General features: G+C 28.6%; 12 protein-coding genes. 2 read left to right on the top strand and 10 right to left on the bottom strand.

The genetic code is table 11. The features are described 5' to 3' along the window. The first annotated feature begins 188 nt into the window (after window positions 1–188). Complete coding sequence (locus tag AC2JAQ_RS00590) at window positions 189–1052, top strand: 5'-nucleotidase, lipoprotein e(P4) family (RefSeq protein WP_488457410.1); 864 nt, start codon at window positions 189–191, stop codon at window positions 1050–1052. Between the two features lie 213 nt (window positions 1053–1265). On the opposite strand, the gene AC2JAQ_RS00585 is transcribed toward AC2JAQ_RS00590, so the two are convergent. From AC2JAQ_RS00585 to AC2JAQ_RS00540, 10 genes are all read right to left on the bottom strand, one after another. Further along, complete coding sequence (locus AC2JAQ_RS00585) at window positions 1266–1490, bottom strand: hypothetical protein (RefSeq protein ID WP_488457409.1); 225 nt, start codon at window positions 1488–1490, stop codon at window positions 1266–1268. A 665-nt stretch (window positions 1491–2155) separates the two neighbouring features. Then, window positions 2156–3073 carry an aldo/keto reductase gene (locus AC2JAQ_RS00580; RefSeq protein WP_488457408.1) on the bottom strand — a complete coding sequence of 306 codons (918 nt, stop codon included), beginning with the start codon at window positions 3071–3073 and terminating at the stop codon, window positions 2156–2158. A gap of 281 nt (window positions 3074–3354) precedes the next feature. Continuing rightward, window positions 3355–4797, bottom strand: a complete 1443-nt coding sequence (locus tag AC2JAQ_RS00575; RefSeq protein ID WP_488457407.1) for a glycoside hydrolase family 1 protein — start codon at window positions 4795–4797, stop codon at window positions 3355–3357. Window positions 4798–4909: 112 nt separating this feature from the next. Then, window positions 4910–5662, bottom strand: a complete 753-nt coding sequence (locus AC2JAQ_RS00570; RefSeq protein ID WP_488457406.1) for a MurR/RpiR family transcriptional regulator — start codon at window positions 5660–5662, stop codon at window positions 4910–4912. A gap of 87 nt (window positions 5663–5749) precedes the next feature. Continuing rightward, a complete protein-coding gene (locus tag AC2JAQ_RS00565; RefSeq protein ID WP_488457405.1) occupies window positions 5750–6280 on the bottom strand; it encodes a hypothetical protein in 531 nt (176 codons plus the stop codon). A gap of 189 nt (window positions 6281–6469) precedes the next feature. After that, a complete protein-coding gene (locus AC2JAQ_RS00560; RefSeq protein ID WP_488457404.1) occupies window positions 6470–7795 on the bottom strand; it encodes a 6-phospho-alpha-glucosidase in 1326 nt (441 codons plus the stop codon). Window positions 7796–8056: 261 nt separating this feature from the next. Continuing rightward, complete coding sequence (locus tag AC2JAQ_RS00555) at window positions 8057–8557, bottom strand: SIS domain-containing protein (protein ID WP_488457403.1); 501 nt, start codon at window positions 8555–8557, stop codon at window positions 8057–8059. Window positions 8558–8650: 93 nt separating this feature from the next. Beyond that, the gene (locus AC2JAQ_RS00550; protein ID WP_488457402.1) at window positions 8651–10222 is read right to left on the bottom strand and encodes an alpha-glucoside-specific PTS transporter subunit IIBC; all 1572 of its coding nucleotides are present in this window, start codon (window positions 10220–10222) and stop codon (window positions 8651–8653) included. 336 nt (window positions 10223–10558) lie between these two features. Further along, window positions 10559–11329: a MurR/RpiR family transcriptional regulator gene (locus tag AC2JAQ_RS00545; protein WP_488457401.1), complete on the bottom strand. Its 771-nt coding sequence runs from the start codon at window positions 11327–11329 to the stop codon at window positions 10559–10561. Window positions 11330–11685: 356 nt separating this feature from the next. Continuing rightward, the gene (locus tag AC2JAQ_RS00540; protein ID WP_488457400.1) at window positions 11686–13269 is read right to left on the bottom strand and encodes an alpha-glucoside-specific PTS transporter subunit IIBC; all 1584 of its coding nucleotides are present in this window, start codon (window positions 13267–13269) and stop codon (window positions 11686–11688) included. Between the two features lie 330 nt (window positions 13270–13599). Here AC2JAQ_RS00540 and AC2JAQ_RS00535 point away from each other — a divergent pair, with 330 nt between their 5' ends. Then, entirely contained in the window at window positions 13600–13866 is a 267-nt protein-coding gene (locus AC2JAQ_RS00535; protein ID WP_488457399.1) for a SemiSWEET transporter, read from the top strand. Window positions 13867–13924: the final 58 nt, after the last annotated feature.

The raw sequence follows: 13924 nt of genomic DNA, 5'->3' as shown, positions 1-13924 counted from the left end.
AAATATATTATTTATTATACGCTTATTTTTTTAATTTATAAAATATCTATAATAAGATATATTTTATATTATTTTTTCCTTTAATACTTGATTTTGACAATAACATAAAATATAATGAAAGCGTTAACATATTAATAACTATTTTAACTATTCATACATATTTAAGAAACATTTGAAAGGAAGGTTTTATGAAAAATTCAAAAATCACTTCGATTATACTATCAGCAATAATAGGTATTGGTGTTGGAACTGGTGGTACTTTAGTTTATGAAAATCACCAAACAGCAAAGGAATTATCTCAAATAGAACAAACTACTGAAACTAACGCTACAGAGCAACTTATTAAAGGAAATGTTTTAGCAACTTTATGGCAACAAAATTCAGGAGAGGTAAAAGCTCTAAGATACGAAGCATATAACTCTGGAAAAAGATATATTGATGAATTAGTCAAGGAACCTACTGATAAACCATATGCAGTTACTCTAGATATTGATGAAACAATAATAGATAACTCACCTCATGCAGGATATGAAATAAAAAACAATGAACTATATTCTAAAGAAAACTTTGGAGAATGGGTTCAAATGGCTGATGCTGCTGCAATAGATGGAGCTAAAGATTTTACTGATTATGCAAAGAGTAAAGGGCTTGAAGTTTTTTATGTATCTAATAGAAGTGAAGAAAAAGAACTTGATGCTACAATTAAAAACATGAAAAAACTGGGCTTTGTAAATGCTGATAAAGATCACGTACTTTTAAAAACAGATACAAATAGCAAAGATGCTAGATGGAATAAAATAAAAGAAAACTATAATCTTGCAATTTATTGTGGAGATAACTTAGGAGATTTTCCTGATGGATATGATAATAAATCAAATGAAGAAAGAAGAGAAATTGTTGATAAAGAGGCTCAATTCTTTGGAACAAAATACATTGTAATTCCAAATCCAACTTATGGTGACTTTGAAAACGCAGTTTATGGATATGACTTTAAGAAATCTCCTGAACAAAAACAAAAAGATAGACTAAATAGTATAAAATCATTTAAATAAAAATTCACTAATCACTTATAATATATAGTTTTTAACCTTTAATTTACATAATTTATAAATAACAATAGAAAGTCTATACTACTTTAAGGTAGTATAGACTTTCTATTTATAATTAAAATATATAATATAAAATCTAAGTATCAAGTCTCTTAAAATTAATTGTAGTATCCATAGTCTAAAGATTTTCTCTTTAAACATTAGAGTTAATAAGCATTATATTGGTTTATTGCCTTTAAGATTAATATTATATTTTCTTTCTTTATATTCTTTTAATCTTTCACTTTGTTCTTCAACCACAATCCTATCTATTATATTGCTTAGCTTAAGAACTTCTTGAGTGCAGCCATATTTTTGATATAAACCTGCTAATAAATCCTTTAACTCCTTTGTAAACATCTTATCATACTCTCCCTTTTTAATTTTAATATCATCCTCCAATTAAAACTCTCCAATTTCTTTACTTAATAAAGATTTAAATAAATGTAATAAATCATCAAAGCCACTTATATTAAAAGCTCATAATTAAACGGAACTTGTAATTTATTATAACTTTAAATAATAAATTATCATTAATTATATTTTAAAATCATTTACCAAATTAGTAAATAACATTCAAATTACAAAATTCGACCATGTATATTTATTAATTTAACATTACTTTTTATAATATTTATTCTTCTATGCTAGCAACTTATTAATAAAATGTTAAATTATTCTATCTCAATTTATTTATATTATCTATTTTTATAATTTTTATCCTTTTTTTATTTTTAATATAATATTTAAATTAAAATAAATACCTTAAAATGTAAATAAATTGTATTTTTATACAAAATAAGTCTTATTTTTTTCGTAATTATTAAAATTTGTATAAAAGTTTAATAATTATTTTTGAAATAATTTTAATAAACTAAGATTTTTCTGCTTAAGTGCTATTATGTAAATAAAAATAACTAATTATTAAATTTTAAATTGAGAAGAGATGCTTTATATATTTAAGCATCTCTTCTCAATTTTATATCTTAACTTGCGCCAATTTTAAATAAAAAAACTATTTTCTAAACTTATAACTCAATAAACTTCTTTTAACATACTTTTATGTGCTAAGGAAGTTTATTTCCTGCTGCTCTATAAAGTTCATACCATTCTTCTCTGCTTAATACTATATCTGAAGCTTTACATATAGCTTTGATTCTATCTCTATTAGTAGTTCCAACAATAGGTTGCATCTTAGCTGGATGTCTTAATATCCAAGCAATAGCAATAGCTTCTTTGGTAACATTATATTTTTTTGCAAATTCATCTATTTTATCATTAAGCTCCTTAAACTTAGGATTATTTAAGAATACACCTTCAAAGAATCCATATTGGAAAGGAGACCATGGTTGTATTGTTATATCATTTAAACGACAAAACTCTAAGACACTTCCATCCCTATCTATTGAAGGAGCTATTTCCATGTTAACATTCAACCCTGAATCTATCATTCCAGTGTTAGTTAAGCTAAGTTGAAGTTGATTAGCTATTATATTATCTTTTAAAAACTTATTAAGTAATTGTATTTGCATGGGATTTTGATTACTAACTCCAAATTTTTTAACCTTACCACTATTGCTTAAAATTTCAAAAGCTTCAGCAACCTCCTCAGGCTCCATCAATGTATCCGGTCTGTGTAAAAGTAAAATATCTAAGTAGTTAGTTTTTAATCTTTTTAAGATCCCATCTACAGAATTTAATATATGCTCTTTAGAGAAATCAAAAAATCCAGGTCTTATTCCGCACTTACTTTGAATTATAATTTTTTCTCTAATGCTTGGATTCATATCAATTGCATCTGCAAAAACTTCTTCTGATTTTCCTTGTCCATATATATCTGCATGATCAAAAAGAGTTATCCCCTCATCTAATGCAGTATTTATAAGTAAATTAGCCTCTTTCTTAGACATATCTGCAATTCTCATACATCCTAAAGAAATTTCTGAAGCTATTACCCCACTATTACCTATGTTTATATTCTTCATAAAAAACCCCTCCTAATACCAAATCCTTTTAAAGTCTATTATACTAAAAAATATGAATTTATTATGTTAACTTTAATGTAAACTATAAAAATTCTTAATGCTAAACTTTTAAAAGATTATTAAAAGATTAATCTATTAAAATAATATTTAAATCTATTTATATAAAAGAAAGTAGCTTATTTAAATTGTTAATTTCAACAACCTTTAAGCTACTCCATTAAAAAATTCAAATCATTCTTTTAGTTAAAAATATTCCTTCTATATCTATTTAAAAAATCAGTTTATTTTATATTTTCTCCATTAGTTTTTATAACATCTTTATACCAATAGAAACTATCCTTTTTATATCTATTTAAAGTTCCATTATCTGTCTCATCTCTATCAACATATACAAATCCATACCTCTTCTGGTATCCATTTAACCAACTTAAAAGATCTGTAAATGACCAAGTACAATATCCTATTAAGTCTACCCCATCAGTTATTGCTTCTCTACACGCTTTTACATGAGCTTGTAAATAATCAATTCTATATTGGTCGTGAATTTCATTGCCTGCTTCTAAAGTATCAAAAGCACCTAGTCCATTTTCAGTAATAAGTATAGGTAAATTATATCTATCTGTTATTCTTCTTAATCCTATTCTTAATCCCTCTGGGTCTATAGTCCAATCCCAGTCTGTTGCTTCTAAATACTTATTTTTAACTGTTTTATATACTCCAGGAATTCCACTATCTTGTGTAGTACCTTTCTTACCACTATTATTAAATGTTCCTTCTCCAACTCCACCTTCTAATGGATTTTCCTCATAAGTTGTTGTTTGATAGTAGTTAACACCCATAAAGTCAGGTCTTCCCTTCTTTAACAACTCAATATCACCTTCTTCTATAGTAGGTGTTAATCCTTCTCTAGCTAAGTATTTCCATGCTCTAATCGGATATTCTCCATTACAATAAACTTCTAACCACCAATCATTATTTAAAAGTTCGGCATTTTCTCCAGCTAATATGTCCTCTGGATTTGGTGAATTATAGTATGAAGGTGAATAAGCAAAGCTAGGCCCTATCATTCCCTTTAAATTAAGTTTTCTGAATGAGTCTATTGCTTTAGCATTAGCTAAGTTAGCTATATGGTTAGCTTCATACATTCTTTTTAAATCCTTAACTCCAGGAGGATGAAGAGCTATGGCATATCCTAATTTTATGAATATATTTTGCTCATTTAAAGTAACCCAATACTTTACTCTATCTCCAAAGGCTTTAAATAAAGTTACTGCATAGTTATTAAAATCCTCAATTATTTCCCTAGATTCCCATCCATTATATTCATCCATAAGAGCTTGAGGTAAATCCCAATGATATAAAGTTATAATTGGTTCTATATTATTTTTAATTAATTCATCTATTAAATTATTATAGAAGTCTAATCCCTTTTGATTTACTTCTCCTTTTCCTTTTGGATATATTCTTGGCCAACTTATAGAAAATCTATAAGCTTTTAAACCCATCTCCTTCATCAAGGCTACATCTTCTTTATATCTATCATAATGGTCAACTGCAACATCACCGTTGGTTCCTTTAAAAGTTGTTCCAGGGATTTTAGTATAAATATCCCAAACTGAAGGTCCTTTTCCATCCTTATCCCAAGCTCCTTCAATTTGATACGCCGCTGATGCAGAGCCCCATAAAAAGTTCTTATTAAATTTATCAAGATTTAAATATTTCATAAAAAAACACTCCCTTTCATCTCTTAATGAAATCATATCATAAAGAAAATTTAAAATGTTTAATATGAAAATAAGTGTCACAAGTAACTTTATTTTGTTACTTGTGACACTTTTAAAACACCTTGTTACTCTTGCAATTTCTCGCTAATCTTTCGATTATATAAACTGTTGGGAGATGTGATGTTACATCATTATACTCAAGAGAACTTCCCGCTTCATAATAATATCTTTCCTGACTTATGTAATAATTTATTGTATAATCAGTTAATTTAGCCAATGTATTGCTTCGCTTATTTGTTATACTTAACGTCTCTACCCCTAAAGACTTAAGCTTTTCTACCATTCCTATTATTGAAGAATTTTCTCCAGAAACAGATAAAATTATAGCCATACTATTATTTAATGATTTTGTATTTATAGGATAAAAAGGATCATCAATATGTATTGAAAACTTACCAAAATAGGACATATATTTAGCTGCATAAGATGCCATAGCTCCTGAACTTCCTATTCCAATAAATAATATTGTATCTTTATTTTTAATTAGTTCTTTTAATTCATCAACTTGTTTATTTATGCCTTCTATATTTTTTAAAAACTCATCAAAATAATCTATTTTCTCAAAGGCAGTGGATAATTTTTCTTCTTTTAAATTGTTTTTAAGAAAGGTCTTAAATTCACTAAAACCACTAAATTCATTCTTCTTACAGAACCTTAAAATAGTGGCTGTGGAAACATGAACTTCATCGGCCAATTCTCTTATTGTCATGTAAACTACCTTTTCTTTATTTTCTAATATATATTTATAAACATCTAATTCCAAGTCATTTAAATCTGATATATTAATATTAAAAATTTTTCTCACCTCTAAGCCTCATTTAGTTTAAATTTACATTTTAATTATAAACTAAACATATTATATGAGCCATTTTCTCTTTTGGTTAAAAATAGTTTAATTATCTTTATAAATCATGACTTCATTTACTAAAATATTATCAAAATATAAGTAGTCTTCAAAAGTTAATTTATTAGGATAACTAAGAACAACTGAATTTATATCTTCAGATAATCTCCTATAAGCTGGGTGCTTATGCATGTATATATTCTTCTTAAACCCAAGCTCTTCATAAGAAATAACTCTTGAAATAGTTTCATCATCTGCTATTTTGTCTAGTTCTATTATAGTTGGTCTATTATCTTCACAAAGTTTTGAAAGAATTTCGCATTCATACCCAGAACACTTTAATTCCTTATCCCAACCTAGGTGTTCCACATACCTAAAGGTGTCCAAATCCCAATAGAAAATTATTCCAACAACTCTTTTTTTAAATATAGCTGCCAAGCACTTAAAATCTTTGTTTTTCATAGCTTCTTCTTGCATCTTTAGGCTTCTTTGTTTATAAATTGGAAAGCTACTTTTATAGATTTTCCAAACATCGTCCCAATAATAATCATCTACACTTTCAACAATTCTAAAACGCATATCCCTTACCCCCAAAAACTTCCTATAATAAACATTATACCATATAATGTAATATTTTACATATATAGCACAATATTTTTTTATTTATCTTTGCAGATTAACATATAAAATAGAAGAAAACACTCGTTTTTTGTAAAACAAGTGTTTTCCTATTGTATAATTTATATATATTTTAAAGAAATCATTTAACTATTTTAATTCTGGCCAGAATTCCTTATTAGCTTCTATTAAATCATCTAATATTTCCTTAGCAACTGTTGCACTTGGTACAGTTTTTGATAAAGTTAAAGCTTGCCATAATTTTTGATATGATTTTTCTGCCCAAGCTTCTACAACTAGCTTTTCAACTGCTACTTGTTGTTCCATTAACCCTTTTTGGAATCTTGGAATATCTCCAACAACTAATGGTTCTGGTCCATTTGATCCTACTATACAAGGTATTTCAACCATTGCAGTCTTATCAAAGTTTTCTATAGCTCCGTTATTTTCAACTATAAGTAACATTCTTTCTTGAGTATTAAATGCTATAGCTCTTGCTAAATCAACTATATATGAAGCATGTTCATCAATGTGTAATCCTGATCCTTCAGCAGTTCCTTTCTCTATAACTTTTCTACATTCTCCAAATACAAATTTTTCTCTTCCATCCATAACTTCATTTGCTCTTGTATAATTTTTATCTGAATGATTTACAACATAATCTTGGAATAAATAATATTTTAAATAAGTATTTGGTAGATGAGTTGGATCTACTGCTAGTATATCTTTAGCCTTAGCAAAAGTATCATTCCAACTTGCTTCTGAATGTTGGTTTTCATCTATGTCAACGATGTAACCATGTTTAGCTACATGTTCTTTTAATCTTGGCATTAAATCATTACCTTCTTTATCTCTGATGCTTGACCACCATCCAAAGTGATTTAAGCCATAGTATTTAACTATCATATCTTTTCTTGATTCTAATCCTAAAATTTGAGCCATATGAGTTTCTATACCTATTGGCATATCACATATATTTAAAACCTTTGAATTTGGTTTTAACTTTCTTGTAGCTTCAGCAACTATAGCTGCTGGATTTGAATAGTTAAGCATCCATGCATTTGGTGAATATTTTTCCATGTAATCTATTATTTCTAATATTCCACCAATTGATCTCATACCATAAGCTATTCCTCCTGGTCCACAAGTTTCTTGTCCAACTACACCATGTTTTAGTGGAATTTTTTCATCTAATTCTCTCATAGCGTATTTCCCAACTCTTATGTGAGCCATTACGAAATCTATATCAGTAAATGCTTCTTCTGGATCTACTGTTGCTAAGAACTCTATTTCTGGAGCTCTTTCTCTTAATAATATTTCACAAGCTTTTGCTATTGTTTCTTGTCTCTCAGCATCATTATCATAAAATTTAATCTTTCTTATTGGGAATTTATCTAAGTTATCTAATAACATTAAAACTATTCCTGGTGTAAATGTACTTCCGCCACCTGCTATAACTATTGAAAATTTCTTCATAAAAATCTCCTCCTAAACTATACCTTGATTTATTTCAAAATCTTTTTAGTTCGTTTCTATGAGTTAATAATAACAAAGCTTTTTTCTGTACACAACGTTTTCAGCGACTTTAGGGAATAGTATCACCCATTAGTACATACTCTCATTTACTGTGAAATTTCACAGGTCAATTAAACTTCTTCTTAAGTAGCTTATAGAGTAATTTTAAGTGATGTTTTTAATATAAAAACATCACTTTTTACACTTTTCAATATCTTATTTTCACATGTTACATAATTTATATAAAAATCTAATAAGCATACAATATAATTCTAATCCTTCATAAACCTCATCATGATTTTTATCTATTCTCTCTAAATCATCACTACAAACTGGAACCTTTTTCTCTTTATCTAAACCTATAAAAAACTTACTAATTTCTTCTTTTTCTAATCTCTCTTTAATTTTATATAAATGCTCTTGTGAATTCTCTAAGGAAATTATTATAATACAATCATCACCCCTTATTAAGCTTAAAACAGCATCAATTTCATCAGCTTTATAAAAATCAAAAATATACTTGCCTAAAGAAGTAAAAGCTCTTTTTAGTTCCTGTCCTAATATTGTTGAACTTATTCCTTTTCCATAGATAAATATTCTATTGCTTCTATTTATTCTTTCAACGAAATCTCCACATGTTCCCTCTTCTATAAGGTTTAACATTGTTTCATTTTGAGCCTTGTTATCCTCTATTGCCTCTCTTAATAAACTTAATTTTTCCATATAAATCATCTCCAAATCTATAATTTTATCTATAAAAAAGTTCAGGGCTGCACCTAAAAATGTACAACCCTTACTTAATATAAATATTTTTAATTACTTATTAGTTTGAGTTAATAGACCTTCGAACTCCTCTCTAACACTTGGAACAGAAAGTCCAACTATAATCTGAATAGCCTTTCCTTTTTTTACTAAGCCATGTGCTCCAGCAGCTTTAAACACTGATTGATCCTGAACCTTTTCTGGATCTTTAACAGAGATTCTCAATCTAGTAGCACAGTTAGTAACATCAACTATATTTTCACTTCCCCCTAAGGCTTTTAAGAATACTGCTGCTTTATTTGATTCATTTACCTCTCCAGCCTTCTTATTCTTATAATCAGCCTTAGTATACAACTTAGTTTCTTCATTATCATCTTCTCTTCCTGGAGTTTTAAAGTTAAACTTAAGTATTAGGAATCTAAATACAAAGAAATATATTCCTGTAAATATTAATCCGATAACTATTTGAGCTATATATGTGTTAGCATGATATTTGAATAATGGAATCCAGTTTAATGCGGCCCATTCTATAAGACCACTTCCAAAGTTTCCAACAACTCCAAAGGCATAAGAAACAGCTGAAAGCGTGGCTGCCAATAATGAATGTACTAAGAATAAAGCCGGTGCTATAAATAAAAATGTAAATTCTAAAGGCTCAGTAATTCCTGCAACTACAGCTGTAAGTGTGGCCGGTATTAAAAGACCTGCAACCAACTTTTTCTTGCTTGGCTTAGCAGTAAAATAAAGTGCTAACGCTATTCCTAAAGATCCAAATACCTTAGATAAACCATGAAGGGCAAATCCTCCTTCTGGGAACATTTCTTTTAGACTTTGTGCTGAAGTAGCAAACTCACCTAAATGTGTTGCCCAATAAACATTTATTCCACCATTAACTACAGCTGAATCAAATATAAAAGGTGAATAAATAAAATGATGTAATCCTGTTGGTATTAAAAATCTTTCAAGGAATGTATAAACCCATACTCCTATAACTCCTGATGAAGTCAAGAATCCTTGCATTGAAGCAATTATTCCCTGTATTTTTGGCCAAATAAATGCCATTAAGAATGCAACAGGTATCATAACGAAAAATGCTATCATAACTACAAAGGAAGACCCTTTAAAAGTTCCTAGGAATTCAGGTAGTTTAACATCAAAGAACTTATCATGTAAATAAACAACTATACCTGCTATTAATATTGAACCAACCATACCAGTATCTAAAGTCTTTATTCCAGCTATTAAAGTTAAACCAGAACCGCCTCCTACTTCTTGTAAAAAATCGACCCCGAAAGTTGATCCCCACATTGTAAGAATGGCATTTAGAAAATAATTAAAAGTTAAGTAAACAACCAAAGCCTCCATACATGCACGTGCCTGTTGTTTCTTAGCAAGACCAATAGGTAACCCAATAACAAACAATAGTGGTAACTGTCTAAAAACAGTCCATGCTCCCTCTTCTAACAATGTCCAAACCTGAACCCAAGTACTTCCCTCAGCTGCTATGCTTCCCATAATTTCTGGATTCTTAAACAGGATTGCTAATCCAACCATTATACCTGAGAAAGCAAACAACAGTACTGGCGTAAACATTGCGCCACCAAATCTTTGAATTTTTTGCATCATAAACCCTTATACCCCCAATTTCATATATACAATTTTTCCCTTAAATATTTCTGTAAGAGAATAATATCAACTCTACAAAACGTTTTCAATAAGATTAGCTTCTTTAGGTACTTTTCTCTTATTGTTGTTATTAGTAACATTTACTGTGAATTTTCCCACTTAAAAATTTAATAAAAAGAGTTATATTTACTATTATTAATTTTAAATGATTATCTGAAATTAACACTACCTTAAAATATAATTACAAAACAAAATAGACCATATCAAATAAGTCCCTAAATCTCATAAATTTTAGGGTTTATTTGATATGATCTACCAAATGGGTTATATCTAAAATTAATCTATATCTTCCTTTTTTAAATCATTTTTATACATTGAATATTTTAAGAATATCATCTCTGCAAGAGTAAAAAATAAGGCTGTTGATTCGTATTCTTTTCCTCCACCTAAATCATGCCTTGATGTATTTATGTATAAATTTTCATCACTTAATCTAGCTAAGGCATTATTCTTCAATTTTGTTATAGATATTATAGGAACATTTCTTAACTTAAATTGCTTAGCTAAAGCCTTAATATGATTTGATTCTCCAGTTAATGATATTAAAATTATTAAATCTTCATCACTTATTGTATTTAAAATCATATCAGCCTCAGCTTCCCCCTGTATATTATATATACATTCCTGACCTGATAAGAAAATCCTTTTTAGTTCAGCCGCAACTGCTGACTGTACTGCCCCAGTTCCATAAACAAATATTCTTTTAGCATTGTACATAAGACTACAAACACTAGAAAAATCTTTTTCTTGCATATCATTTATGAATTTTGTTATATCATTACAAACAACCTTTAAATAATCTCGCTCTTCAACTTCTTTATCTTCACTCTCCCATTTTAGATATATCTTAAGCTCGCTATATCCTTTTAGTGAAAGTTTCTGTGCAAATCTTAAAACTGTTGTTCTAGACACATTACATCTATTTGCTAACTCATCAATGGTTAGATTGCAACAATCTTTTTTATTATTAAATACATATTTCCAAATATGCAAATCGCTATGATTTAATTTATCATAATGTTTGTTTACAAGCTCTTCTAATCTCATACTAGCCCTCCAAATAATACAAATAACTTAAATGTCATTATTTATAAAATCCGTTTATATATGAACAAATTTTAGTTTTTTACAATTAATCTACATTAAAATTATCTCTTGCTTTAATAATACCATAGTTTTACTATTTTTGAACTCCTCTACATTAATGCATTATTTATTCAACCAAACAATTTTATTCTATAAATTTTTTAAATACCTGTAATTTTTAATAAGATTATTTTTTTAATCAATATTTATTTTAGATAAAACGGCAAGACAATCTTGATTGACATCTAATAAAAAAAACACCATGAGGACCTTGCTCCATGGTGTTTTTAGGTATTTGAGTCAATTGTATGCTTGTATTATAAAAGTTGTTCAAACTCTTCTCTAACTTGAGAGACTGATAAACCTATTATTACTTGAATAGCCTTTCCATTTCTAACAACTCCAAGAGCTCCAGCAGCTTTAAACGCTGCATCCGAAGCTAATTTACTTTCATCTTTTACAGTTAAACGTAAACGAGTTGCACAGTTTGTAACATCTACTATATTCTCTTTTCCTCCTAAAGCTTCTAAAATCGCTTCAGCTTTTTGAGCTGTTTTATTTTTACCGGATTTGTTTTCACTTCTTGATTCTTCACCTTTTTTAGCTTTGTAATCAGCTTTAGTGTATAGTTTAGTTTCTTCATCATCATCTTCTCTACCTGGAGTCTTAAGATTTAATTTAAGTATGAAGAATCTAAATACAAAGAAATATATTGCTGTGAAACATAGTCCTATAGCTATTTGAATTAAATATGTTTGCCAATGATTCTTAGCTAAAGGTATCCAGTTTTGGGCAGCCCATTCAATTATTCCTCCACCAAAGTTACCTGCTACTCCAAAAGCAAATTCTGTAGCTGCTAAAGTAGCTGCTAAGACTGCATGTATAACAAATAGTATTGGTGCAACGAATAAGAATGTAAATTCTAATGGTTCTGTGATACCAGCTAATATAGCTGTTAATGTTGCTGGTATTAATAAACCTGCGACAATTTTCTTTTTATTAGGCTTAGCTGTAGCATATAATGCTAAGGCTATACCTACTGAACCAAATATTTTTGAATGTCCATGTAAAGCAAATCCACCTGCTGGGAATAACTCTGTTAAGCTTTGTTGTGACATAGCATATTGAGCTAAGTGTTGAGGCCAATAAGTAGCTATTCCCCCTTCTACAACGGCTGGTCCAAATATAAATGGTCCATAAATAAAGTGATGTAATCCTGTTGGTATTAATATACGTTCTAGGAATGTGTATATCCAAACCCCTACTATTCCTGATGAAGCTAAGAATCCTTGTAATGAATTAATTCCATTTTGAACTGCTGGCCATACTAAACAAATTATGAATGCTGTTGGAATCATTACAAAGAATCCTATCATAACTACGAAAGATGATCCTCTGAATATTCCTAAGTACTCTGGTAATTCTGTATCAAAGAAACGATTATGTAACCAAACAGCTATACCAGCTATTAAGATTGCTCCTATCATACCAGTATCAAATGTTTTAATACCGGCTATAGTTGTTAATCCACTTACTCCACCAACTTCTTGTGCAAAGTCAACTCCGAAAAATCCACCCCATTGAGTTAGCATTGAATTAACAAAGTAGTTAAAAGTTAAATATGTAACTAAAGCTTCCATACAAGCCCTTGCTTGAGCCTTTTTAGCTAATGCTATTGGTAAACCAACAACAAATAGTAATGGAAGTTGTCTAAATACTGTCCATCCACCTTCTTCAATAAGTGTCCAAATTTGATACCATAAAGTACCTTCATTTGCAATTGGTCCTACTATGTCTGGATTTTTGAATAGAATACATAGTCCTACTGTTATACCTGCAAAAGCAAATAGTAAAACTGGTGTAAACATTGCAGCTCCAAAACGTTGAATTTTTTGCATCATTCTTTACCACCTCATTTTATAAATCCTATTGTTACCCTTAACTTAAGTATTTTAAGAAACCCATAATACTTAAGTTATATTTTATAAGTCCAAGTACAGTTCATACTTTATCTACTTAAATGAACTTTTCTTGTACGATTTGTTAATTAAATAATAGCAATCAATGATAACATTTACAATACTATTCATATACTCTGTTCCTAGTTTCATAACAATGCAACTTTTTCCAGAAAGTTGTGAAATTTCACAACTTCATTTTTATATATGCAACTAGTTCTTATCTATAGATTATTACCATATGGTAGTTTTAAAAGGTAAGGAGAAAATTTTATGATCGGTTCATTAGCTGCAATTTTAACAACAGCATCCTTTATTCCTCAAGCGATAAAAGTAATAAAAACTAAAGATACCTCAGGTATATCTCTTATAATGTATTCAATGTTTACAATGGGTGTTTTTCTTTGGATTATCCATGGCTTTATAATGAATGATTTAGCTGTTATCTTAGCTAATTCTTGTACTTTTATATTTGCCATAATAATATTATTCTTTAAGATTAAATATAAGGATGGTATTAAGAATAGTGTTGTTGAATAAAATATCTGTAAATAAGTTTTAAGAAGAATTACAAGATATTAACTTTAGTATATAGTTA

Source organism: Clostridium sp. LIBA-8553, from assembly GCF_057782465.1.
The sequence above is the reverse complement of the archived record's forward strand: the minus strand, read 5'-3'. Positions and strand labels throughout refer to the sequence as shown.